Origin of the sequence: Streptomyces sp. NBC_00258 (assembly GCF_036182465.1) — a bacterium.
Taxonomy (GTDB): domain Bacteria; phylum Actinomycetota; class Actinomycetes; order Streptomycetales; family Streptomycetaceae; genus Streptomyces.
In genome coordinates this window covers 10598969-10623393 of sequence record NZ_CP108081.1, presented here as the reverse complement: position 1 = coordinate 10623393, position 24425 = coordinate 10598969, and the positions used below count along the sequence as shown (strand labels likewise).

Genomic DNA, 24425 nt, shown 5'->3' with positions numbered 1-24425 from the left:
GCCGCGCAGCGAGGAGACAGGGGATCGTGGATTCCACCGCATCAGTACCGCAGGGCGTCATTCCGGTTCAACTTCTGAAGGGCCAGAAGGCACTGGTCACCGGGGCCAACTCGGGTATCGGGAAAGCCACAGCCATCGGGCTGGGCCGGGCCGGCGCCGATGTGGTCGTGAACTACGTGGCCGGCCGGGACGCAGCCGAGGAAGTGGTCGAGGAGATCACCTCGTTCGGAGTGCGTGCGGCCGCGTACGAAGCGGACGTGTCCCAGGAGGACCAGGTCACGGCAATGACGGACCGGATGGTCCAGGAGTTCGGGACGATCGACATCCTGGTCGCCAACGCCGGTCTGCAGCGCGACGCGCCGTTCACCGAGATGACCCTCGAGCAGTGGCAGAAGGTGCTCGACGTCAATCTCACCGGCCAGTTCCTGTGCGCCAGGGAAGCGGCCAAGGAGTTCCGGCGCCGCGGGGTCGTACCAGAGGTGTCCTCCTCGGCCGGAAAGATCATCTGCATGAGCTCGGTGCACCAGCTCATCCCCTGGTCGGGCCATGTCAACTACGCCTCGTCCAAGGGCGGCGTGCAGATGATGATGGCGACCCTCGCCCAGGAACTCGCCCCGTACAAGATCCGGGTCAACGCGGTTGCCCCCGGAGCCATCCGGACGCCGATCAACCGCAGCGCCTGGGAGACACCCGAGGCCCGCGAAGATCTGCTGCGGCTCATCCCCTACAAGCGGATCGGCGACCCTCAGGACATCTCCCACGCCGTCGTCGCACTCGCCTCCGACCTCATGGACTACGTGGTGGGCACCACGCTCTACGTCGACGGCGGCATGACCCTCTTCCCCGGCTTCGCCACCGGCGGCTGACCTTCTCCTGTACGTCGCCGCCGGCCGCCCCGACAGTGAAGGCCCTCATGCACCCCTCGGTCCAGCTGCTGGCCGAAGCCCCAGCCCAACTCCTGCCCGCCCGGGAACTCATGGCCTTCACCCTGGCCTCCCACATCATCCTGGTTCCCCTGGGCGTGGCGCTCCCCCTGATCACCTTGGTCATGCACTACCTCGGGCTGCGCCGCAACGACGCCACCGCCCTTCTGCTGGCGCGGCGCTGGTCTGCCGTCATGGCGGTGCAGTTCGCGGTAGGTGTGATCACCGGAACGGTGCTCTCCTTCGAGTTCGGCCTGCTCTGGCCGGGCCTGATGGGCAGGTGGGGTGACGTCTTCGGCATCGGGTTCGGTGTCGAGGCATGGGCGTTCTTCCTCGAAGCCGTGCTCATCGCCATCTACCTGTACGGATGGCGCCGGTTGAAGCCCCGTACGCACTTCCTGCTCGGGCTGCCGCTGCCGGTCACCGCCCTGCTCGGGGCGTTCGGCATCCTGGCAGCCAACTCCTGGATGAACACGCCCCAGGGCTTCTCCCTGAACGCCGACGGCGATCCCGTCGACGTGAACGTGTGGAAGACCATCTTCACGCCGATGTTCGGGCCGCAGTACTGGCACTTCGTCGTGGCGATGCTGCTGACGGCCGGATACATGGTGGCCGGTGTCTACGCCGTCGGCTGGCTGCGCGGGCGCCGCGACCACTACCACCGGCTCGGCTTCGCCGTTCCGTTCACCATGGCCGCGATCGCCACGCCCGTGCAGTTCGTCCTGGGCGACGCCATCGCCCGGTCGGTGTTCCACAAGCAGCCGGTGAAGTTCGCCGCGATGGAGATCGTCTGGAAGACCGACACCCGGGTACCGGAGTACCTCTTCGGCCGCCTGCACCCTGACGGATCCATCTCAGGCGGCATCAAGATCCCCCTGCTCGACTCCTTCCTGGCCGGCTTCAGCCCGGACACCAAAGTGGTCGGGCTGACCTCCGTCCCGGCAGACGAACGGCCGACGGCCACGCAGGCGACCATCGCTCACTGGGCCTTCGACATCATGGTGGGCATCGGGTCCGCCCTGGTACTGCTGGCTCTCCTCTACGGCCTGGTCTGGCTACGGCACCGCAGGCTTCCGGCCTCCAAGTGGTTCTACCGCAGCGCGGCGTGCGCGGGTCTCGCCTCAGTGGTGGCGGTCGAATGCGGCTGGATCGCCACCGAGGTGGGACGCCAGCCCTGGATCGTGTACCAGAACATGAAGGTCGCCGAGGCGGTGACCTCGACCCGTTCCACCACCCTGTGGATCATGCTCGGAGTGGTGATCGTGGTGTACCTGTTCGTCTTCGGCTCGCTCCTCGGCGTCCTGCTCAAGATGCGCACCCGCTGGCGGCTCGCCGACGAACAGCAGGCAGCCTGGCACCCGGCCCACGCGCCGGAGGCGGACGGCCCCTACGGGCCGCGGGTACCTGTTCCCGGCGGCAACGCCACCGACGGCGGAACCGCCCCGTCCAAGGGCGGCCGACCGTGACCGCCGACCTCGTCGCAGTGGTGCTGCTGCTCGCCGTGACCGCGTACGCCAGCGCGGGCGGCACGGACTACGGGGCCGGTTTCTGGGACCTCACCGCCGGGGGCGCGGACCGCGGCAAGCGCCCGCGGTGGCTCATCGACCATGCCATGGCGCCCGTGTGGGAAGTCAACAACGTATGGTTGATCTTCGTCTTCGTCATCTTGTGGACCGGCTTCCCTTCGTTCTTCCAGACCGTGTTCTCCGCGTTGTGGCTGCCTCTGGCGCTGGCGGCCGTGGGCCTGGTCCTGCGTGGGGCCGGCTTCGCCTTCCGCAAGGCCAGCCGGCGGCTGGTCGGCCGACGCCTCTATGGAGCCGTGTTCGCCGTGTCCTCGCTCGTGACGCCGTTCTTCCTCGGCGTCGCCGTCGGCGCAGTCGCCTCCGGCCGGGTGGCCGCCGGCACCGAGGCAACGGCAGACGCGTGGTCCAACCCCACCTCGCTCATGATCGGGCTGCTGGCCATCACGACGACGGCCTTCCTCGGCGCGGTCTTCCTCACCGGGGACGCCCGCCGTTTCGAAGCCTCCGATCTGATCAGCTACTTCCGGCGGCGCGCGCTGGCCAGTCTCGTCGTGCTGGCCGTCCTCGCGGTGATCACCCTGCTCGTCCTCGCTGACGACGCCCCTCACGTCTCGCACGGGCTCACCCACGGAACGGGGCTGGTGTTCGCCGTCATCGCCGGCGTGGCCGCGCTCGCCACGGCCTGGCTGATGATGCGGACACCGGGCAACTGGGCCCGCGTCACAGCCGTCGGGGCCGTCGCCTCCGGTGTCATCGCATGGGGCATGGCCCAGCGTCCCTATCTCATCCCCACCTCGCTGACCGTGGCCGACGGGGCAGGCGCGTCGGGCACGCTGACCTGGCTCCTGGTCGTCACGCTGGTGGCCCTGGTGGTCGTCGTGCCGGCTGTCGTCCTGTTGTACTGGCTCGACACCCACGGCGAACTGGAAGCACTCACCGACGCCGACCTGCGCAGGGGAAACAGCCCGGACGGTGACGGCACGGCAGGCACCGCCTGATGCCCCGACTCGCGGTCCCATCCGATCGGGCAGCTTTTCGCGGGCAGGCGCTGTGACCGACGACCAGATCCTTCTTGGACTCGCGCTGACCGTGGTGCTCGCCACCGGCTCACAGATCCTGGCGAGCAAGCTGCGCGTTCCCGCCCTGATCCTGCTGCTGCCCGCCGGATTCACCGCCGGCGCCCTCACCGATGTCGTCCACCCCGACAAGCTGATGGGGGCGAACTTCTCCGCCCTGGTGTCCCTGGCCGTGGCGGTGATCCTCTACGACGCCGGTCTGGGCCTCAACCTGCGCAACCTGACCGGTCGGACGCGGTGGATCGTGGGCAGACTGCTGCTGTTCGGCGTGCTGGTGACGTTTCTGGTCACCGCCGCGGTGTCACCCGCCTTGTTCGACATGCCGCTGCGGGTGGCCGCGATGCTCGGCGTGATCCTCGTCGTCTCGGGGCCGACGGTCGTGGGTCCGCTGCTCGACTTCGTGCGGCCGAACGACAAGGTCCGACGCATCCTCATCTGGGAAGGAACGCTGACCGACCCGATCGGCGGCATCATCGGCGCTCTCACCTTCCACGCCGTCGCGTCGTCCAACCGGATCGACATCGGCCGGGGCTACCAGCTGGGCCAGTTCGGTATCAGCCTTGCGGTCGGTCTGATCGGCGGGGCAGTGGGAGCGGCGGTGCTGTGGTGGACGCTGCGCACCCTGCGGCTCGGGGAAACGCTGGGCACTCTGGCGCAGCTCGCGACCGTCATCGCTGTTTCCGCCGGTTGTGACATCGTCCGGGACGACACGGGACTCATCGCCGCGATCGTCACGGGACTGGCCGTTACCAACATCCGCGGCTTCGACATGCCCGCTCGTCGGCCCTTCTTCGAGACCCTGGTCCAGCTGATCATCGGCCTGCTGTTCGTCTCCATCTCGACCACCGTCACCCCGTCCTCCCTGGTCCCCGTACTGCTCCCCGCCCTCGCCCTCATCGCGATCCTCGTACTGGTGGTGCGACCCCTTGTCGCCTTCGCCGCAACGGCACATTCGGGCCTGACCCGGGGAGAACGGACTTTCATCGGGTGGATGGATCCGCGCGGCATCGTCGCCGCCGCCACGGCCTCGGCCTTCTCCGCCGGCCTCGTCGACCGAGGGGAGAGTGGTGCCGCCAAGATCCTCCCGGTCACTTTCCTGGTGATCGTGGGAACCGTCCTGCTGTACGCGCTGACCGCGGCCCCGGTTGCCAGGCGGCTGGGCGTCGTCAAGCCCTCGGGCACCCGCGTCCTCCTGGTGGGCGGCGAGCCATGGGTGGTCGACATGGGACGGGCCCTGCGCGCCGCCGGACTCGACGTGCTGATGTGGGCAGGGCTCGACGAGGAGAGGCAACGGATCAAGGATGCGGGAATCCAACTGGCCAGGGGCGATCTGCTGGCCACGGCCACCAATCCCGGGGCACGTCTGGAAGGGGTGACCGCCGTGTTCCTGGCCACCGACGACGACGATTTCAACGCGCTCGCCTCGGTCGTGATGCAGGACAACGTCGAGGGCCCTGTCTACCGGGTCGGCCCGCCGCACGAGGGCCACGGCGTCGTTGCTCCCTACACCGGCGGTGCCATCCTCTTCGGCAGGTCGCTCGTCCGGCACGCCCTGGCAGCGCGTTACGAGGCGGGAGCCCGCTTCCTGGTCCAGCCCGCCTCCACCCCGGTGCCCGCCGACCACGACACGCTCTTCGTGATCCGGGCCAACCGCCGGCTCGAACCGGTGACCGGCAACGAGCCCGTCACGCCGCGAGAAGGCGACAGCGTCGTACTGCTCGGACCCACCCCTCCCCCACAGTGAGCCCCGACGGGCTGCCGCCCGGGCTATCTCCCGCCCTCACGTGCCCGGTTGAGCGTCGCGTCCAAGGTGATCGCCGCGTCGATCAGCGCAAGGTGGGTGAAAGCCTGCGGGAAATTGCCGAGCTGTCGCCCTGTCAGGTCGATCTCCTCGGAGTACAAACCCAGATGGTTGGCGTACGTGAGCATCTTCTCCAGCACGAGCCTTGCCTGATCGGTCCGCCCGGCCCGTGCCAGGGCATCGACGTACATGAACGTGCACAGGGAGAAGGTCCCTTCGGAGCCGCGCAGTCCGTCGGGCGACGCTTCGGGGTTGTAGCGGTAGACCAGGCTGTCACTGACCAGCTCGTGGTCCATCGCATCCAGCGTGGACGTCCACATCGGGTCGTCCGGAGTGATGAAGCCCACCGTCGGCATCCGCAACAGCGACGAGTCCAGGACGTCGCTGCCGTAGTGCTGCACAAAAGCCTCCCGCTTCGGATCCCATCCCTGCGTCAGTACCTGCTCGTAGATGCGGTCACGTTCGGTCGCCCAGCGCCCACGGGCCGCCGGACGGCCGCTCGCCAAGGAAAGCCGCGAGGCACGGTCGAAGGCGACCCAGGACATCACCCGGCCGTAGGTGAAGTCCTTACGCCCTCCGCGTGTCTCCCACAGCCCCTCGCCGGGCTGGTCCCAGTGGTCGACCAGCCAGTCGAGGAGCGTGTGCAGTGCGGACCAGCCCTTGATGTCGAGCTGGATTCCGTGCTGGTGCGCGAAGTAGATGCTGTCCAGCGCCTCGCCATAGATGTCCAACTGCATCTGGTTCGCGGCCCCGTTGCCGATACGCACGGGAGCGGACCCCTCGTACCCCGCCCAGTGGTCCAGAGTCTCCTCCACCAGGTCGGAGGAGCCGTCGACCCGGTACATGATGTTCAGCGGTCCCGTGTTTCCCCCGGCCTCTTCCCTCACACGATCGCGCAGCCAGCTGATGAACGCCGCCGCCTCTTCCTTGAAACCCAGGCCCAGCAGGGCGTAGACCGAGAAGGAGGCATCCCGGATCCAGGTGAACCGGTAGTCCCAGTTGCGCTCACCGCCCAGTTGCTCCGGCAGACCCGCTGTGGGGGCCGCGACCAGGGCTCCGCTCGGCGCGTAGGTCATGAGCTTCAGCGTCACCGCCGAGCGTTCCACCGCCTCACGCCACCGGCCCGAGTAGCGGGACTGGGCGAGCCATGACCGCCAGAAGTGGATCGTCTCCTCGTAGAGTTGCTGGAATTCCGCGACGCGGATTTCATGGGGCGGCCCATCGGGCGACGACTCCAGGACGACGCCGCGCTGCTGGCCGGCCCGCAGAGGCAGGGTGAAGTGGAGATCCCTGTCTCCTGACAACAGGTTGAGCAGCCGCTCGTCCTCCGGCTCACGGACGGCATGCACGGCCAGTTCAAGTCCTTCTGAGGAGAACAGCGCGCCGTGCTCCGTGATGCGCAGTTCGTGCGGTGCGCGGCCATAGTCGAACCGGGGGGCGATGTCCCCTTCGAACGTCATGTTGCCACGCACGCACCGCAGCATGCGGACGAGGCGATGGCGGTTTGTGGCGACGGCTCCGGTCACCGGCATGAAGTCGACGACTTCGCCCGTGCCGGACTCCGTCATGAAGCGGGTGACGAGAATGGCCGTATGGGGAAAGTACAACTGCTTCGTCGCGAACGTCGTGCCGGCAGGGCGGACAGTGAAGTGCCCACCTTTATCCCAGTCCAGCAGAGCACCGAACACACTGGGTGAATCGAAGCGCGGACAGCAGAACCAGTCGATGGTGCCGTCAGTGGTCACCAGGGCCGCCGTCTGCAGATCACCGATCAGGCCGTGGTTTTCGATCAGCGGGCATTCATTCATAAGGAGCCTGCTTTCACCCGGGGGCGAACTCCAGGCCGGTCCGACGAACTCCATTTCTTTCATCGGGCGTCGACCGGACGACAGAAACGCTGCACGATGATTCGTAGCAGTGGTTCACCCGTCCAGCCTACGCAAGAAGGTCCCGTCGGTCCTCCTGAACGAATCCAGCGGCTGGACCGCTGGTGCCGTCGCTGCGCGCGTAGGTTCATTGCCATACGGTGGACACACCTGCAACGAAGACCCTCCCGGCCGACGACGCACCATGCTGCTGCCGTACCCCGGAGCGTCGGCCCGCCGCGAGGGAAAGGTACGGGCATGCGCAGCATGATGTCCTGGGCCTCTGTATTCCGACTGCGACAGTACACAAAGGCCAGCTTGTGGATCGCGCCACTGTTCGGGATGGCGCTGGGCGTCATTCTCGCCGAATGTGCCATCAGCGCCGACGGTGCGGACTGGCCGCCGAGCGGCTGGCGTTACTCCGCTACCACAGCAAGCGGTGTGCTCAGTTCCATCGTCGGGGCGATGGTGGCACTGCTCGGTTTCGTCGTGACGATCGGTGTGCTTGTCATCCAACAGGCGACCGGAGCACTGTCCGCGAGGTATATGCGCCTCTGGTACAGAGACCGGCTCCAGAAAACCGTCCTGGCCACCTTCACCGGGACCTTCGCATTCGCTTTCTCCCTGCTGCGCAGCATCGAGTCGAACTCGGTACCAGACCTCGGGGTCACCCTCGCCGGCGCGGCTGTGGCAGTCAGCCTTCTGCTCCTGCTCGTCTATCTCAATCGGTTCACGCACAACCTCAGGCCGGTGGCCATCGCCGACCTCGTCGGGCGCATGGGAGAAGGGGTCTTCGCCCGCGGGGCCATGGAAGTCAGCGCATCCGCACCCAATGACGGTGAGTCCGTGACGGGGCGCGACCCGGTGTCGTTCGTCCGCTCGCCCCGCGGCGGAGCCATCCAGGCATTCGACGTGGCCGGCCTGGTGGCCGCCGGGGTGCGCCACGACTGCACGTTCGTCGTGCCCCACCTCATCGGAGACTACGTCCCTCCCGGCGCCGTCCTCGTCGAGGTCCACGGCGGTACGTCCGCACCAGATCCCCGGCACATGACCGGTCTCATCGCCCTGGGTGCCGAACGCACCATCGAACAGGATCCCGCCTTCGCCCTTCGGATTCTCGTGGACATCGCCATCCGGGCCCTCTCCCCAGCTGTCAACGACCCCACGACAGCTATTCAGGTACTCAATCACATCGAGTCGTTCCTCACCGTGGTCGGCAACGCGCGACTTCGGGACCACTACGTGATGGCGGACGACCGTGGCCGGCCTCGTCTCGTCCTGCACGGACGTGACTGGGAGGACTACCTTCAGCTCGCCGTCTCCGAGATCCGTGACTACGGGGCAACGTCCATGCAGGTCTGCCGACGACTGCGCGCCCTGCTCGACGGCCTTCTCGAAAACCTTCCGGCAGCGCAACATCCGGCGGTAGAAACGCAGTTGGAGCTCCTGCGCCAGTCGGTGGACGGGGCGTTCCCTGACGCGGCCCGCCGAGCCGTCGCACAGTGGCCCGACCGTCAGGGTATCGGCGGCCGATCCCGGCCTCACCGGTAGAGGACCTCGTCATCCGCGCGGACGCCGCCGCGATCTCAACCGGCGTCGGAGTCGGCCTTGCCGACGGCCGGGGACTGCGCGGTCGACGGTTCCGCGGGCTTACCCACTGCCGGAACGGCACGGCCGGGCGGAAGCAGCTGGGTGGTCACGAAGGCCACTACGGACGCCAGAATGATCACGGGCACCATGGCGACGCTGTCGAGCAGCAGGACGACGAGCACCACACTGCTGACCGGCAGGCGAAGGGCACTGGTCACCGCCGCCGCCATGCCCACGGCCAGTCCCGGCACGACTCCCAGGCCCGGCAGAGGTGCGAGCAGTACGCCCACCGCACCCCCCAGGAACAGCGTGGGAAAGACCGGGCCTCCGCGCAGACTGCCCAGGCACAAGGTGTACGCGACGCCGGTGCAGAGCAGAACGGCGATCAGAGCGCCGACTCCCCAGGCATGGGGATCGGCGGCCAAGCGGCTCAGTGTGGCCTGGCCCGACGAGGCCACGTCCGCAGGTGACCGGCCGGTGGTGAGCGCATACACGGCGGCGCAGGCACCGGCGGCCAGCGCACACGCGGTTGTATGTGCCAGGGGACGTCTCGAGACGAACAGCGCGGTGAAGCGCCCGCCAGCCAGGATCAGGTGCACAGCAACAGCGATCGCCGCTGCCATGAGTACCGACCACACCACGTCCCCCGTGTCGAGACGCGGGAGGGGCACGCCCAGCTTCATGGACAGGCTGTCGCCTTTCAGGCCGGTCCAGCGGCCGAACCCAGTGAACACGAGGGCGCCGACCCCGCTCGACAACAGCGCGGGCAGCATGACGACGAAGAGCCGTGAGCCGCCCACTCCCGCCACTTCCATCACCATCACGGCCGCGATCAGCGGGCTTCCGAAGATCACCGAAACGGCCGCCGCGGCCCCGGCCGTGCCCAGCAGAACGGTGCTCTGCGCGGTAACGGGGACTCGGGCCAGTTCGCTGAGAAGCAGCGCCAGGCCACCGCCGAGAGCGATCAACGGGGCCTCGGGGCCGAGGGTCGCGCCAAGCGGAAGACTGGCCAGAGCGGCGAGCATCACACCGGGCAGGGCTCGCGCCGTGCCCCCGCCCGCGTGCAGTCCCCCCGCAGGGATGTGGCCCCCGCCGCCGGGCAGGTGGGTGACCACAAGACCGACGGCAATGCCTGCGGCGAGCAGCAGTGGCAGAGGCCACCACCACGGCGGCGCCTCCCAGCCCAGAGCCTCCGGCAGATCCGCCCACATGAGGTGGTTCAGCTGATGGAGCGCGACGAGGAAGAAAAAGGCCACCAGCGACACCGGAACACCGATGAGGGCACAGAACACGAGCGCCTTGAGGTAGCCGGGACTGCGCAACAACTCACGCAGCCGGTCCGCCTCCTCGGGTTGTGTCTTCCCGGCCGGCGCGTCGGGCTGCGAATCCGGGTCCCTCATAGGCTCCCTTTCCGGTCGTCACACAGGCCCGAAGCTGGAGATTCTGGCCTTCGACGCCGCGCTTGGGCTCAGCTCGCCCAGCTGTTTGAGCTGCTCGATCCTGCTGCCCATGTCGTCACGGAGGCGGAGGACGGTGAGAGTGTCGGCGCGGGCGCCATGGCTGACTTGCTGCTGGTGGGTCCGCTGTTCGTCCTGCCACGCTCAGCGGCCCGTCTGCTGCCACGGCACTCGATTGGATACCGCGGTGGCGGTTGTCGACGAGATCGACGAGCAGGGAGAGTCCATCGCTCGTGGTCCGAGTGGATCGCAGTCCCGGCCTCGCCATCCGCTCGCCGCGGCATACGGTTACAGGCTGCCGCTGAATCCATTGCAGCACTGGGCTGGGGGCTTCGCATGTCCGAACCGCGCGCTCGGGCCCGCCACGGCGGCCACCGAAAGCTACCGGGATCTTGGCGCCCTGGCATGTTGCACAGTGCCCCGATATCTGGGCCGCGCTCACCGACTACGTCAACGCCGGCCGCGAACTATTCGGCGACGACGGTGATGCCTACATGTTCTGCCCTAAGAACTGCGTCCAAGACGTTCGCAAGGGAGTCCAGACTCCAGCCGTCTGCCACCACGCCTCGCCGCCCCCTGCCTACCGCTGAGCAGCGCCGACAAGTGGACTACGAGGCAGCCATTCCGTTTCCCTGCGTCCTGCGAGCGTCCCGAATACGGTGTCCAGCCAGTCGCACAGGCCGCGCACACCAGGTTCAACGCCTGCGAACCGCTACATCTGTGCAGGTCAGAGGCATGCGCAGGTGAGGTGGGTGGGACTCGAACCCACGGCCGACGGATTACGAGTCCTTTGAGGAACTTGGGGACCTTGCCGATCAATGCTCATCTATGAAGTTTTTGCAGGTCCGATGGGTTATGCCGCGTCGGCATCCCTTCGCCTTTGTCGGTCTGTTCCTATCCTTGCGTCCCGAACGCGTCCCGGCTGGACAGGCTTGGCCGACGCAGGGCCGGTTGTGCCAGCCCAGAAAGGGGTCCCGAACCCGCGCGCAGCAACCCGCGCGCAGCGGATCCCCCTTCCAACGCACGATGGCTCCACCCCAGCAGTCGGGGCAGAGCCTTCTACGACCGATGTCGTTGGCCAAGATGCCTTCAGAGGGCGGTGTGAGACCTGATGCCCGACTCTTCGTTTCGTGCGGGACGAGCGGGCAGGTCGTGGCGACGTCGGTCGGCTACGGCCGAGGCTGGGTGAACAGGCCTGGCTCGGTCTCGATCATGATCCCGCAGCCGGCCGGCCGCTTGAGGTTGAGGCGGACGTTGTTGATGTTGTCGGGCGCGACCGCCAGGTCCACGGCCTCGCACATCTGCCGGGCCCGCAGCGGGTGGCCGGCCGCGGTGAACACCGCCATGATCTGCTGGTAGGCCGGAAGCTTCGGTGCCGGCGGCGCGGGCGGCCCGGGGTCGGGCAGCCCCAGCAGTGTCTTGCGTGTGAGCCGGACTTCCTCGGCGGCCCGGCCGGGTTCGTCGAGCTGTGCGGTCAGCTGCGCGACCTGTTCCCGCATCGTCTCGGCCTGTGCGGTGATCTCGCGTTCCCGCTCCTCCAGCCGCGCTGGCACCGCGCCGAGCGTCGGCTCCCCGCCGGTCATGCGGTGCGCCAGGCCGATGTGGTCGCCCCGGTCAGCCGACGCGGTATCACCGCGGTCATCGCCCAGTACACCCGCGACTCCGAACTGCGGGGCAGATGCTCGTAGTAGGTTCCATTTCTTAGGTGTCCGTAAGAGCGCGATCCCCAGCGACGCTCTAATCCTGTCCTCAGGTTGATCGGAGACAATGAGCGGCAAAAACATCGACTGGAAGGGGGCGGGCCGGCGTGCGGATCATGATCGCGGATGATGAAGCGGCCATCCGGGATTCGCTGGAGCGGGTGCTCCAGGTCGAGGGTTACGACACCAGCACCGTCGCCAACGGTCTCGCCGTGCTCGACGGGGTCGGTGGGGCCGGCGGTGACACGCTGGACCTGCTGATCCTCGACGTGATGATGCCCCGCCTCGGCGGGTTGGAGACCTGCCGGCGGTTGCGGGCCGCGGGTCGGGATCTGCCGGTGCTGATGCTGACCGCCCGTGACCAGGTCTCCGACCGGGTCGCGGGGCTGGACGCGGGCGCCGACGACTACCTGCCCAAGCCGTTCGCCACCGAGGAGTTACTGGCCCGGGTGCGGGCCCTGCTGCGCCGGCGCACGCCGACCGACGAGGAGTCGCACATCCTGTCGTTCGCCGACGTCCGGCTCGATCCCGACAGGTTCGAGGCGTGGCGGGGCGCGCGGCCGCTGCGCCTGACCCGGACCGAGTTCTCCCTCTTGCAGGTCCTCGTGCGCAACGCGACCCGGGTCGTGACGCGCAACGCGCTGTTCGAGGCGATCTGGGGCTTCGGCATGAGCTCCACCGCCAACAACCTCCAGGTATACGTGAGCTACCTGCGCCGCAAGATGGAGGCCGAGGGTGAGCCGCGATTGATCTACACGCTGCGCGGCCTGGGATACACGTTGCGGGAGACTCCTCCGTGAGCAGGCACGCCGGCCGGGAACCGCGCCGGCTGACCCGATGGTGGCGCCGGCGGTCCCTGCGGGCCAGGCTGACGGTGATCGCGGCGACGGCCATCGCGGTCAGCGTGTTCGCGGCCTTCCAGGTGGCCAGCGAGCTACTGGACTGGGAGCTGCGGGACACCGCCGATAACCAGCTACGCGCCGACTCCCGCGTCCTGGCGACGAACGCGGAGCGCGCAGGTCTGGCGCAGGTCCAGCTACCGCCGTATCCGGGATCCGGGCGGCTGGTGCGGGTCATCCTGCCCGACGGCTCGGTCCGGACGCCGGCCGGCCAACCCGCGCTGCCCCCGGTCAGCGAGCAGGCCGGGCGTGTGGCGCAGGGCGCGTCGGCCGACCTGCTGGAGTCGAACGGCAGCGACGAGGAGGGCTACGTCATCTACACGCTGCGGGCGGGCGACGGCGCGGTCCAGGTGGCCCGCGTCGTCGACGACAGCCCGATCAACCAGTTCGGGTTCGGCATGCTGCTGATCGGGCTGCTCTGCGTGGTCGGCGGTGCCCTTGTCGGGCGGACCGTGGCGCGGACCGGGCTGGCACCGATCGACCGGCTGACCGCCGCCGCGGTACGTGTCGCGCACACCCGGGATCTCGACGCCGACATCCCGGACGAGGGCGGTGGGGAGATCCGGCGGCTGATCCAGTCGATCAACGACATGCTCGCCGCGCTCCGGGACTCCCGGCGGGCCCAGCGGCTGCTCGCCGAGGACGCCGCCCACGAGCTCAAGACCCCGCTCACCAGCCTGCGCCTCAACGCCGAGCTGCTGATCCGGCTCGATCGGCGCGGCACCCTGGACAGCGCACTGCCGGCGGAGAGCCGGACCCGGCTGCTCAACGATCTCGGCGCCCAGGTGGCCGAGTTGAGCACCCTTGCCGCCGAGCTGACCGACCTGGCGCGCGGTGACGTCAGCGACGAGAACACCGAGGTGCTCGACCTCGCCGACGTGGTGGTGGCCGCCGCGACCCGGGCGCGTTCCCGCGTGCCCGACATCGAGGTCGCGCTCGACGTGACCTCTGTGTGGGTGAGCGGGCGTCCCGCTGCGCTCGAGCGGGCGGTGCTCAACCTCATCGACAACGCCGGCAAGTGGTCCCCCGCGGACCAGCCGGTCCAGGTCCGGCTCCGTGCCGAGGGCGCGTCGGCGGTGCTCGAGGTCGACGACGCCGGGCCGGGCATCGACGCCGCCGACGTACCGCGGGTGTTCGACCGGTTCTACCGTGCCGACAGCGCGCGGGCGTTGCCGGGATCCGGTCTGGGGCTGTCGATCGTGCAGCGGGTCGTCGACGCCCACGGCGGCCGGGCCACCGTCGCCCGCTCCGCACGCGGTGGCGCGCTGCTTCGGGTCGGCCTTCCGGCCGCGGCCCCGCCCGCCCCGATCGCGCGGCTCACCGCCGGGGAGGACACCGCGGCGCGCTGACCCGCCCCGGCGGCGCGGCGCAGGACAAGGGACGGCGGCCCTCGGGCATGGCCCCGCGCGGCTCACCGTCCGGGGCAGGACACCACGATGCGCCGACCCCAGCCCCGGCGGCGCGGCGCAGCACCAAAGGGCGGCGGCCGTCGGGCCCATGAAAAATCCGGGACGGGCCTGGGGCCCCGTCCCGGATCTCGTCCGTGCCGCCGCGCTCACCTCACCGTTGCAGCGCGGGCTCCTTGTCGTCGGCGAGCGGCTGTTGACCGTCCGGCAGCTCCGCCGCTGGATGGGACAGCCGGCTCGGCCACCACATCCGCCGGCCGATCAGCAAGGTGAGGGCGGGCACCAGGACCGACCGCACCAGCAGGGCATCGAGCAGCACGCCGAAGGCGACCAGGAACCCGACCTCGACCAGCATCACCAGCGGAAGTGTGGCGAGGACCGCGAACGTGGCCGCCAGGACCAGGCCTGCCGAGGTGATGACGCCACCGGTGGCCGAAAGGGCTTTGAGCATGCCCTCTCTGGTGCCGAGACGCAGGGTCTCCTCCCGGGCCCGGCTGGCCAGGAAGATGTTGTAGTCGACGCCGAGCGCCACCAGGAACAGGAATGCCAGCAGCGGCACCGAAGAGTCGATGCCCTTGAACCCGAGAACCGTGTCGAAGAAGAACACGCTGCCGCCGAAGGCCGCGGCGAATGAGATGACCACGGTGGTCATCATGACCAGCGGGGCCAGGATCGCGCGCAGCAGCAGCCCGAGGATGATCAGGACGACGATGAGCACCAGCGGGATCACCAGCTTCTCGTCGCGCACGGTGGTCACCTCGGTGTCGAGGTTCTCCGCACTCGGCCCGCCGACGATCGCCTCAGCCCCGCTCACCGCGTGCACGGCGGTGCGTACCCGCTTGATCGTGTCGTACTCCGCGGTGGTGTCCGGCGCGTCCTTCGGGGTCACGGAGATGGTGGCCCAGCCACCGCTGGTCTGCTCCGGGACGGCCTCGGCCACACCGCGAGTGTCCTTGACGACGTCGAGCACCCGCTCCTGGTGCGCCGGCCGCGTGAAGATCGTCATCGGCTGGCCGCCGAACTCCGGGAAGTGCTCGCGGAGAACGGTGAAGCCGTTGACCGACTCCGGCGTGTTCAGGAACTGGTCCTGCTCCCGCAGGGCGCCGGTGTTGCCCGCCAGCCCGAGGGCGAGCACGCCGAGGACTCCGAGCGAGCCGAGCGTCGCCATCCACCGGCGGCGGTTGATGGCGGTGCCGAGCCGTCCCCACAGCCCCGGCTTCTCCTGCACGGCCGTGCTGAACCGCGGGATGGCCGGCCAGAAGACCCGCCTGCCGAGCACCACGAGCACCGCCGGGAACAGCGTCAGCATGGCCACCAGCGCGCACAGGATGCCGGCCGCACCGATCGGGCCCAGCCCGCTGGTGCTGTTCAGGTCCGCGACGAGCAGGCAGAGCAGGCCGGCGACCACGGTGGCCGCGGACGCGATGATGGCCGGCGCCGCGCCGCGTAGCGCGTGGACCATCGCGACCCGGACGTTCTCATGGTGGTGCAGTGCCTCCCGGTATCGAGCGATGAGCAACAGCGCGTAGTCCGTGCCGACGCCGAACACCAGGATCGTCAGCAGCGCCGAGTTCTGGTCGTTGACCACGATGTTGAAGCCCTTGACGAGCAGGTAGACGGTGCCCATCGAGGTCAGTGCGGCCGCACCGACAGCCAGCAGCGGGATGATCCACAACACCGGGCTGCGGTAGGTGATGATGAGCAGGAGCGTGACGACGATCATGGTGGTGAGGAGGACCTGCGTGTCGATGCCGTCGAAGACGGCATCCATGTCGCCGTCGATCGCGCCCGGGCCGGTCACGTCGAGTTCCAGGCCGGAGGGGCGGTCCTTCGCGGCGTCACGTACCGGGCCGACGAGGTCCTCCGGTGGGCCGTAGGACATGTTCACATCGAGGGTGAACACCATCGCCTCGCGGTCGGCGGAGCGGCTCATCGGTGAGCCCTCGTCGTCCTCGCCGGCCGCCGCTGTCCCCTTCGGCGGGTACTTCTTGGTAAGGGTGTCGTAGTGGCGCTCGACCGTCGCGCGGTCGGCGTCGGTCATGCCGCCGGCGCGGTGGTACACGAAGACGAACGTGTTGTCCTCACCACCGGGGAGCTTGTCGTCCAGCGCCGCCACCTTGGTGGACTCGGCACTGGCCGGCAGGGTGTCCACGGCACTGTCGGTGGTGACCGAGCTCAACTTTCCGCTCAGCGGCACCATGCCCACCGCCAGCACCAGCCACAAGCCAATCACCAACCATGGCACCCACCGGCCTGCCAACCGACCGGCCGGCGCTTCCCCGGACGGCGCTGCGTTGACTGCCATCACTAGCCTCCTACATACGGGTTGCTATTGCTTATCTGGACGCCTACTTCCTACCGAGCGAACCTGAGACGACTGTTAGACGGTGCTCAGGCCGGTTGGCCGAACCATGTGCCCAGCGCACGCACCAGCGTGGCGGCGTCGAGGTCCTGCCCGGTGGGCAAGGCCCGGGCGACACAGCCGTCGGGCCGGATGAGCAACGCGTCGACGTCCACCCGGTCCGTGCGGGCGGTGACGGTGTCGACCCGTCCAATCCACGCGGCCACGGCGTCGCGGACCTCCGCGCGGTCGACGAGGTCGAGCAGGAGCCCAACGCCCCTCACGCAGCAGGTCCGCCGACCGGGTCACCGCGGTGACGACGTCCGGGTCGGACCGCTCCAGCGTCACCTTCATGTCCGGGCACAGGGTGCCGACGAACCGGTGGTCGTCGCCCCGGTCGTACCGGACGTCCATGCCGGCGAGCATGTCGGCGACGTACCGGCGGGCGTCGTCGAGGTCCATCAGGTCGGAGAACATGCACCAGCGCAGGAACCGTCCCCACGAGTCGCGGCAGTGGAGGCTCTGGTACGGCGGATCGCTGTGGCCGACCACAGTCCCCGCCTCGTTCAGGTCGTCGGCTCTTGTCGGGGCCTCCCGGTTGCGGAAGGATGCTTCAGCCCACCCGACGTGACCTGATCCACGGCTGTCAGCACGCGCGAGTCGGCACCAACGGGGGACGATGACATGCTGGTTGAGGCACATGCGGAGGCCTGGTGAACGTCACGCTGGCGCTCGCCAACAACGACGCCATGCTCGCGATCCGCTTCCTGCTCGAGTTGGTCTCGCTGCTCTGCCTGGCCGTCTGGTCCTGGCGCAAGGTCCCCTCTCCGTGGCGCTGGCTGCTGGTCGTCGCACTGCCCGTGGCTGTGGGCTGGGCGTGGGGTTCCTTCGCCGTGCCGGATGACCCGTCCCGTTCTGGCGAGAGTGATTTCCACACCCCCGGACCAGTGCGCCTGCTCCTCGAACTCACTGTGTTCTTCGGCGCGGTGGCCGCGCTGCACTTCGCCGGCCTGCGCCGCGCGGCCCGCCGGCTCCTTGTGATCATGGTCGGCTACCAGGTCCTCGCCTACGACCGAATCGGCTGGCTGCTCAGCCACTGATCCGCCTCCGATACGTTCGCGCCGTTGGCCGGATGTGCACCGGCGGAGCCATCCCTCCCACAGAGCCACACCCAACTTCGACTTCCTCAACCGCGCCCGGGAGGCTGACAAGCGGAGGGAGGTCATCGCCCGCACGATCACCGACCTGGCGACGGTCGGTGCCCCCACCACCTGGGCCCTCTCCCACCACGACGAAACCTGCCACGCCACCCACTACGGCCGCACCCACCCCGGCATCACGACCCCGCTGCGCGATCAGGGCCACCCCGCCGACCTCACCCTCGGCACCCGCCCAACCCGAGAAGCGGCCCTGATGATGCCGGCCCTGGAGGCCCGCCACGAGAACGCCTGCCCCGTAGCGGACCATCGCCTCGTAGTACCTCGCGGCCACGACTCGCAGCCTCGTGATGCGACTCCTTGAGAAGTTCGGCCGTCTTCGGTACGGGCCGTTGAGCCGACACCCAAAAAAGGAACGTATCCGAAGGTCAGAAGCCTACGTAGGTGGGGCGGGTGGGACTCGAACCGGCGCCGGACGGTCACCCCGGCCCGGAGAGGGGTCTCGAACTCGCGCGCAGCGGATTGACCTGCCGACGCTCAGCGCCACGAAGGCAACGGCACCTCCCCGGGAGCCGAAGTGCCTCATGTCGGTGTAGAGCGCCTCGGCGCCGGCCACCGCGAGACGATGGCGGCCAAGGGCGAAGAAGGCCGTGCCCCAGCGGCCCACCAGTAGGCCCAGGGCGTAGGACGGCTGAAGGGTGGGTTCACCTCTGTGCAAGCGGCTGGATGAAGGTGACGTGCCGCGTCAGGCCGCTTCGCCGACGAGGAGCCCCGGCAGGATGATGTCGAGCGCCCCTGTGAGTCGCTCGTGGAGGTCGAAGGGGGCCGGCTCTTCTCGGATCCAGCGCAGGATTGTCGTGAAGTAGCAGGCGGCCAGCAGTTGTCCGGCCTGGTCGCAGCCGACGTCCGCCCTGATCTCCCTGCGCTGCTGACCCTGTTCGACGATCCTGGCGAGTTCGATCTCCAGAGACGGATCCTGAAGGAGGCTGCCATACCGCGCGGAGGCGTCCATCAGGACGGTGGTCTCGGCGCGGGAGGCGACGTTGAGGTCGGCCATCTCCTTCAGGTAACGGCGCAGCCGGTCTCCGACCGGCAGGTCCTCGGCGCGCTGGGAGCCGAGGATCTCGTTGACGCGAGCGCGGCGACGGACTCCCCATTCCTCGAGGAACCCGACCTTCTGTGAGAAGTAGTTGAAGACGGTGGCCCGGGCGACGTCGGCGGTTTCGGCGATCTGGTCCATGGTCGTCGCCTCGTACCCCTGGGTGACGAACAAGTGCAGCGCCGCGGCGTAGAGCTGGTCGCGCGCCTGCTGTCGCTTGCGTTCCCGGCGTCCGACGGGCGGCGCTGCGGGCACGACTTCGACTCCTGCCTCCGGGATCTTCATGGCCTCCAGTACAGCACAGGGCTACACGGGTATTGACGCCGCCATACCGCCTTCTTAGATTGTCCTCCATTGATGGACTCCAGTCCAAAAATACACTGAGGTCTCGCTATCTGATGCGGGACGAGACAGGAGGCAACGTGGCTTCCGTGGCATCCCGAACAGGCTGTGTCGAACTCGGACACGGCTGTTACGCCTGGATCGCGGGCGATGCCGGATGGGGCATGAGCAACGCCGGACTGATCACCGGCCGGGGCGAGTCACTGCTCGTCGACACCCTCTACGACCTGCGGCTGACCGAGACCATGCTCGACGCGCTGACGCCGCTGACCGCCACCGCGCCGATCGCCACCGTGGTCAACACCCATGGCAACGGCGACCACTGGTTCGGCAACCAGCTCGTGGCCCACGCCGAGATCATCGCGGCCCGCGGGTCCGTGGCGGACATGCGCCAGGTGGGTCCGGCCGAGATGCTGGCGCTGACCGGCATGGACAGTCCCGCCGGACACTTCGCGCGACGGATCTTCGGCAGCTTCGACTACACGGGCATCGAACCCGCACTGCCGAACCGGATCTTCGACGGCGAGAGCGTCCTGGACATCGGCGGCGCCGAGGTCCGCCTCATCGACGTGGGCCCCGCGCACAGCGCCGGGGACACGATCGTGCACGTGCCGCAGGCCCGGACGGTCTACACCGGCGACATCGTCTTCGCCGGGGCGGCGCCGGTCGTCTGGCACGGCCCCTTCACCCGCTGGCTCGCCGCCTGCGACCTGTTGCTCGGCCTCGACGCGGACATCGTCGTACCCGGCCACGGCCCTGTCACCACCAAACAGACGGTCCGTGAGATCCGCGACTACCTCGAATACGTCCATGAGCAGGCCACCGCCCGGTTCACCACCGGCATGCCGGTCATGGACGCGGCACGCGACATCCGCCTCGGCCGCTTCGCCGACCTGCACGAGAGCGAACGCCTCGCCGTCAACGTGCATACCGTCTACCGGGAGCTCGACCCCGCGCTGCCCCCACTCGACGGCCCCGGGCTGTTCGGCTGCATGGCCGAGCTCTGCCCCCGCGTCTGACGACGCTCCCCCGCTCGCCCTGCCGAGGCCCCGCCCTCCGCAACCGGCGCACCGCCCCCTCCGGTGCGCCCAACTCCCCGCATTCCCCCTTCGGGCCGCACGTCCCGCCAACCCTGCCAAGGAGGAGACATGGTCTCCGTCCCCGCCTACGACCCATCCGCCGCCCCGTCGTCGTCCGACACCCCACCGGCCGCCACGGCACGCCACACCCGCACGATCATCGCCGGCTGTCTGGCCGTCTGCCTGGCCCAGATCGGACTGGTCCTGCCCGCCGCGATCAACGGCGTCATGCAGCGCACCCTCCATGCGTCCGGCGGAGAACTGACCTGGATCAGTGACGCCTTCCTGGTGCCCGCCGCCGTCCTCGCGCTGACCTTCGGCGTCGTGGGCGACCTGTACGGCCGTAAGAAACTGGTGGTGGGCGCGGCACTGGTGTCCGCCGTCGGCTACCTGGTGTCCGCCACCTCGGACTCGGCAGCCCAGCTGATCACCGGGCAGGCGATCTCCGGCATCGGAGCCGCCGCGCTCTTCCCCGCCTCCTTGTCCATGATCACCGCGGTCACGACCACCCCGGCCGCACGGGCCAAGGGGCTGGCCTCCTGGACCACGGCCCTGTCGCTCGGCGCCTTCCTCGCCCCGCTGATGTCCGGCGGGATCGTCGAACACGCCTCCTTCCAGTGGGCGTTCGGCGTGACCGGCGTGCTCGCCGTGATCACCGCAGTGGGTGCCTGGCTGCTGGCCACCGAGTCCAGCGCCCCCGAGGGCCGCTCGCTCGACTGGCCGGGCCAGATCGCCATCGCCGTGGCCATGCTCACCCTGCTGTACGGCATCATCCAGGGCCCCTCCGACGGCTGGAGCTCGACACCCGTCGTCGCGTCCTTCGTCGCCTTCGCCGTGTTCATCGTCGCGTTCGTGCTGGTGGAGAGCCGCAGCGCGGCCCCGATGCTGCGCCTGGAGCTGTTCCGTATCCCGGCCTTCGCCGCGTCGGCCGCGATGGCGGTGATCGGCATGTTCGGCTTCCTCGGCGGCGCGTACGACCTGAGCATCCGACTCGGCGTCATCCAACACCAGGGCCCCTTCCAGGCCGCAGTGCCCTTCCTGATCATCCAAGGCGTCACCCCGCTCATCTGGCCGCTGCTGGTCCGGATGCTGCACCGGGTGGGCCCAGGCCCCATGCTCGTCACCGGGTTCGTCTCGCTGGCCGGAGCCCAACTGTGGCTGCGGGCGGTGCCGATCCACGAAAGCGGCCTGATCCCCCTGCTCGGGCCGCTGGTGCTCAACGGTGTCGGCTTCGGTCTGGTCGTCGCCGCCCTCACCGCCGCCGCCGTGAACGTCGTACCGCCCAAGCTGACCGGCATGGCGGGCGCCACCACCAGCCTGGTCCGCGACCTCGGCCAGACCCTCGGCCCCGCCATCATCGGCGCCGTCGCCCTCGGCATGGCCGCACGTCAGATCACCGGCAGCCTCGCCGACGCGGGCCTGACCCCCAAGGAGCACGGCATCGCCTCCGCCGTCCTGCACGAGGGCGGCCCGCTCGCGCTGCACACCGCCGACCTCGGTCCGCTCAGCGCCAAGCTCGCCCCGTACACCACGGAGGCACTTGCCCGCGGCTACAACAACGGACTGATCCTCACCGCCGTCGCCTGTCTGGCCGCCGCTGCGATCGCCGCCGTCTTCGTCGGCTTCGGGCGCAGCGGCACGATGTCGGCCGAGACCGAGGGGAGCGCGGCATGAGGTTCGCGACCTTCGTGCACGACGGGAAACGGCAGCCGGGAGTTGTCGCCGGCGACCAGGTCCACCCGCTCGAACACCCCGTCGAACTACTGGATCTGGTCATGGAGGGCGAGCAGCCCCTGCGCGGGGCGGGCGAACGCGCCCTGACCGGCTCCCTGCCGCTGCCCCTGGCCGACGTACGGCTGCTGCCACCGCTGCCACCGCCGACCGTACGTGACTACATGACCTTCGAAGGCCATGTCGCGGGCATCGCCCAGGGATACGGCGACACCGTGCCCGACGAGTGGTACGAAGCCCCCGCGTTCTACTTCACCAACCCGTACTCGGTGATCGGCGCCCACGACGACGTGCCGGTGCCGCCGGGTTGCGCACGCTTCGACTTCGAACTCGAAGTGGCCGCCGTCATCGGCAAGCCCGGCCGGGACCTGACCCTCGACCAGGCACGCGAGCACATCCTCGGCTACACGATCCTCAACGACTGGTCCGCCCGCGACCTGCAAGGCCGCGAGATGAGGGTCAAACTCGGCCCGGCCAAGGCCAAGGACACGGCAACCACCCTCGGCCCCTGGCTCGTCACCGCCGACGAACTCGAACCCCACCGCAACCCGGAGGGGTTCCTCGACCTCGCCCTGACCGTCCAGGTCAACGGCGAGACCGTCGGCCAGGACCGACTGGCCAACATGGCCTGGACGTTCGAGGAGATGGCGGCGTACGCCTCCCGCGGCACCTGGATCCGCCCCGGCGACGTCCTGGGCTCCGGCACCTGCGGCAACGGCGGCTGCCTGGCCGAACTCTGGGGCCGCGGCGGCACCTTCGAACCCCCGCCGCTCGTCCCCGGCGACATCGTCACCATGACGGTCGAGGGCATCGGCACCATCAGCAACACCGTCGTCGAGGGCGTCGCCCCGGTGCCCGTGCCATCCGCCCGCCGCAGGCAGTGACCCCGCACCGGCTGGAATCGACCCGGAGCGACGGCTCTCCCGAGCCCGAAGGCTCCGCTCCCTGAACAACCCGCCTCCGGCAGACCCCGGTGCCCGATACAGCGTCCGGCACCGGGAGAAAGGCATGAAACAACGTGGACAAGGTCATGGCCTCGGCCGCCGATGCGGTCGCCGACATACCGGAAGGGGCCTCGCCGGCGGTGGGCGGCTTCGGGCTGTGCGGTATCCCCACCGTGCTCATCGGCGCCCGCAAGGTCGTCGTCCTCATGGTGCACACCGCCAAGGACGGCTCTCTCGGACGTCCGCGAGCGTACGCGACCACCGATACTGGTGCCCGCCTGGGCCTGAGTCCCTCGACCGCGTAAGCGGAGGCCGCCACCCCGTCAGGGGTCGGCTCCCAGGCAGCTGCGGGCGCCTGCGGCCGTTGCCGCAGGTGGCCCTGCCGTGCGCGGGGCCCACCCCCGAGTGCGGGGCGCAGCGACCGAGGTGCTCCCACAGTGCGTCCGCCCGGCTGTCAAGGCCGAGCACGCCACCAGGCGCGAGTGCCACTGTCATGCTTCGGCGTCGACGGCCACCCGGAGTCCGGCGCCCTGTCGAGCATTGCGCTCAGGCGCGTGGTCCCGCGCCGTGCAGGAGTGTGTCGATGATGAGTGTGGCCAGTGCGTCCGGGTCCTGTGCGGCAGGGTCCTGGCCCGCGCCGGGCCTGTTGAGGGCCTCGCTGAGGAGGGCGTAGTACACCTGCCGCGTCCACTCCAGGTCCGCGTCATGGGCGAGCAGTCCCTCATCCTGTGCCCGGTTCAGGAGTTCGACGGTGTGGGCGTTGATCTCCTCCCAGAGGGCGGCTGCTGCGCTGGTGTGGGCCGTGGCGTGGCTGAGGGTGTAGCGCCAGGTGCTCTTGACCCGCATCACGTTCGCGGTCACCCGGTACAGCGCCACGAGCGCGGGAGCGGAGTCGGGCCGGGCTTCCTCGATGGCGTCGATGAGCTGCTGCTTCGCGGAGACGGCGAGCGCCTCCAACAGCGCTTGCCGGTTCGCGAACCGACGGTGCACCGTGATCCTCGTCAGCCCCGCCGCCTCGGCGATCTGCTCCATGGAGGCGCCGGCGTCCTCGGCGAGGACCCGCTCAGCCGCCTCCAGAATCGCGCGCACACTGCGCTCGGCATCTGCCCGCAGTGCTCGGCCCATGTCTGTCTCCTGCCTCGTTCGCTACCCCGATCCCCCCATAGAGGATACGTGAACGCTACGGGTATCCCGATAACTGATGCTCAAGCGTTGCTCATAATGCTCTATCTGATACGTTAATGACACGGATCAAAGGTCGCGCCACGTCGGTGCGACGACTGGTGACGAGAGCTAGACGGCGTCGCCGGGCCCGGACACGCCTGCGTCGCTCACGCAGAGCACCCGGCGAGACGGAGCGCCGGCGTTTGACGCTCGACTCGACAGGTGCGCCCGAACGGTACCGGTAGTCAGGGCGGCATCGGCTCACACGGCCCCAGGACGGTCCGTTACAACGGCGTACGCCAGACTGCCGCCAGGGGCTCAGTAGCCC

General features: G+C 69.1%; 20 protein-coding genes and 1 pseudogene. 13 read left to right on the top strand and 8 right to left on the bottom strand.

From position 1 onward, the window contains the following. Positions 1-26: 26 nt before the first annotated feature. The 4 genes from OG718_RS47180 to OG718_RS47165 are packed head-to-tail and all read left to right on the top strand — an operon-like array spanning position 27 to position 5266. Positions 27-866 carry an SDR family oxidoreductase gene (locus OG718_RS47180; RefSeq protein ID WP_328847073.1) on the top strand — a complete coding sequence of 280 codons (840 nt, stop codon included), beginning with the start codon at positions 27-29 and terminating at the stop codon, positions 864-866. Between the two features lie 47 nt (positions 867-913). After that, positions 914-2389 carry a cytochrome ubiquinol oxidase subunit I gene (locus OG718_RS47175; protein WP_306941568.1) on the top strand — a complete coding sequence of 492 codons (1476 nt, stop codon included), beginning with the start codon at positions 914-916 and terminating at the stop codon, positions 2387-2389. Further along, on the top strand, positions 2386-3444 hold the full coding sequence (locus tag OG718_RS47170; RefSeq protein WP_328847072.1) for a cytochrome d ubiquinol oxidase subunit II: 1059 nt from the start codon (positions 2386-2388) through the stop codon (positions 3442-3444). Before OG718_RS47175 ends, OG718_RS47170 begins: the two co-directional genes overlap by 4 nt. 52 nt (positions 3445-3496) lie before the next feature. Continuing rightward, complete coding sequence (locus tag OG718_RS47165; protein ID WP_328847071.1) at positions 3497-5266, top strand: cation:proton antiporter; 1770 nt, start codon at positions 3497-3499, stop codon at positions 5264-5266. A gap of 23 nt (positions 5267-5289) precedes the next feature. Here the strand turns inward: OG718_RS47165 and OG718_RS47160 are convergent, their stop codons facing one another. Further along, positions 5290-7131, bottom strand: coding sequence for a glycoside hydrolase family 15 protein (locus OG718_RS47160; RefSeq protein WP_328847070.1), 1842 nt, complete (start codon positions 7129-7131; stop codon positions 5290-5292). 375 nt (positions 7132-7506) lie between these two features. Between OG718_RS47160 and OG718_RS47155 the strand changes: the two genes are divergently transcribed. Beyond that, positions 7507-8739 (top strand): DUF2254 domain-containing protein, encoded by a 1233-nt coding sequence (locus OG718_RS47155; protein WP_328847069.1) that lies wholly within the window; start codon positions 7507-7509, stop codon positions 8737-8739. Positions 8740-8774: 35 nt separating this feature from the next. On the opposite strand, the gene OG718_RS47150 is transcribed toward OG718_RS47155, so the two are convergent. Together OG718_RS47150 and OG718_RS47145 are read right to left on the bottom strand one after the other, a co-directional pair. Then, the gene (locus OG718_RS47150) at positions 8775-10178 is read right to left on the bottom strand and encodes a chloride channel protein (protein ID WP_143633693.1); all 1404 of its coding nucleotides are present in this window, start codon (positions 10176-10178) and stop codon (positions 8775-8777) included. 1226 nt (positions 10179-11404) lie between these two features. Continuing rightward, entirely contained in the window at positions 11405-11818 is a 414-nt protein-coding gene (locus OG718_RS47145; RefSeq protein ID WP_328847068.1) for a hypothetical protein, read from the bottom strand. Positions 11819-12042: 224 nt separating this feature from the next. On the opposite strand from OG718_RS47145, the gene OG718_RS47140 reads away from it, so the two are divergent. Further along, positions 12043-12735, top strand: a complete 693-nt coding sequence (locus OG718_RS47140) for a response regulator transcription factor (protein ID WP_143633690.1) — start codon at positions 12043-12045, stop codon at positions 12733-12735. Beyond that, complete coding sequence (locus OG718_RS47135) at positions 12732-14183, top strand: HAMP domain-containing sensor histidine kinase (protein WP_143633688.1); 1452 nt, start codon at positions 12732-12734, stop codon at positions 14181-14183. The genes OG718_RS47140 and OG718_RS47135 overlap by 4 nt, the downstream gene beginning before the upstream one ends. Before the next feature lie 211 nt (positions 14184-14394). On the opposite strand, the gene OG718_RS47130 is transcribed toward OG718_RS47135, so the two are convergent. Beyond that, complete coding sequence (locus OG718_RS47130; RefSeq protein WP_328847067.1) at positions 14395-16545, bottom strand: MMPL family transporter; 2151 nt, start codon at positions 16543-16545, stop codon at positions 14395-14397. An 86-nt stretch (positions 16546-16631) separates the two neighbouring features. After that, positions 16632-16865 (bottom strand): aromatic-ring hydroxylase C-terminal domain-containing protein, encoded by a 234-nt coding sequence (locus OG718_RS47125; RefSeq protein ID WP_328847066.1) that lies wholly within the window; start codon positions 16863-16865, stop codon positions 16632-16634. A gap of 429 nt (positions 16866-17294) precedes the next feature. Between OG718_RS47125 and OG718_RS47120 the strand changes: the two genes are divergently transcribed. After that, a complete protein-coding gene (locus tag OG718_RS47120; protein WP_186001045.1) occupies positions 17295-17681 on the top strand; it encodes a YrdB family protein in 387 nt (128 codons plus the stop codon). 34 nt (positions 17682-17715) lie between these two features. Continuing rightward, entirely contained in the window at positions 17716-18102 is a 387-nt protein-coding gene (locus OG718_RS47115; protein ID WP_328847065.1) for a hypothetical protein, read from the top strand. Between the two features lie 72 nt (positions 18103-18174). On the opposite strand, the gene OG718_RS47110 is transcribed toward OG718_RS47115, so the two are convergent. Next, positions 18175-18456, bottom strand: coding sequence for a KUP/HAK/KT family potassium transporter (locus OG718_RS47110; RefSeq protein ID WP_328847064.1), 282 nt, complete (start codon positions 18454-18456; stop codon positions 18175-18177). Positions 18457-18483: 27 nt separating this feature from the next. Then, entirely contained in the window at positions 18484-19122 is a 639-nt protein-coding gene (locus OG718_RS47105; RefSeq protein WP_223064902.1) for a TetR/AcrR family transcriptional regulator, read from the bottom strand. A 146-nt stretch (positions 19123-19268) separates the two neighbouring features. Between OG718_RS47105 and OG718_RS47100 the strand changes: the two genes are divergently transcribed. The 4 genes and pseudogenes from OG718_RS47100 to OG718_RS47085 all read left to right on the top strand — a co-directional run. Further along, the gene (locus OG718_RS47100) at positions 19269-20198 is read left to right on the top strand and encodes an MBL fold metallo-hydrolase (RefSeq protein ID WP_328847063.1); all 930 of its coding nucleotides are present in this window, start codon (positions 19269-19271) and stop codon (positions 20196-20198) included. A gap of 129 nt (positions 20199-20327) precedes the next feature. After that, positions 20328-21932: an MFS transporter gene (locus OG718_RS47095; protein ID WP_328847062.1), complete on the top strand. Its 1605-nt coding sequence runs from the start codon at positions 20328-20330 to the stop codon at positions 21930-21932. Beyond that, the gene (locus tag OG718_RS47090; protein WP_328847061.1) at positions 21929-22873 is read left to right on the top strand and encodes a fumarylacetoacetate hydrolase family protein; all 945 of its coding nucleotides are present in this window, start codon (positions 21929-21931) and stop codon (positions 22871-22873) included. Before OG718_RS47095 ends, OG718_RS47090 begins: the two co-directional genes overlap by 4 nt. 134 nt (positions 22874-23007) lie before the next feature. Beyond that, positions 23008-23121, top strand: a pseudogene (locus OG718_RS47085) (CoA-transferase); the annotation flags it as partial. A gap of 358 nt (positions 23122-23479) precedes the next feature. Here OG718_RS47085 and OG718_RS47080 read toward each other — a convergent pair. Next, positions 23480-24058 carry a TetR/AcrR family transcriptional regulator gene (locus OG718_RS47080; RefSeq protein ID WP_143633675.1) on the bottom strand — a complete coding sequence of 193 codons (579 nt, stop codon included), beginning with the start codon at positions 24056-24058 and terminating at the stop codon, positions 23480-23482. Positions 24059-24425: the final 367 nt, after the last annotated feature.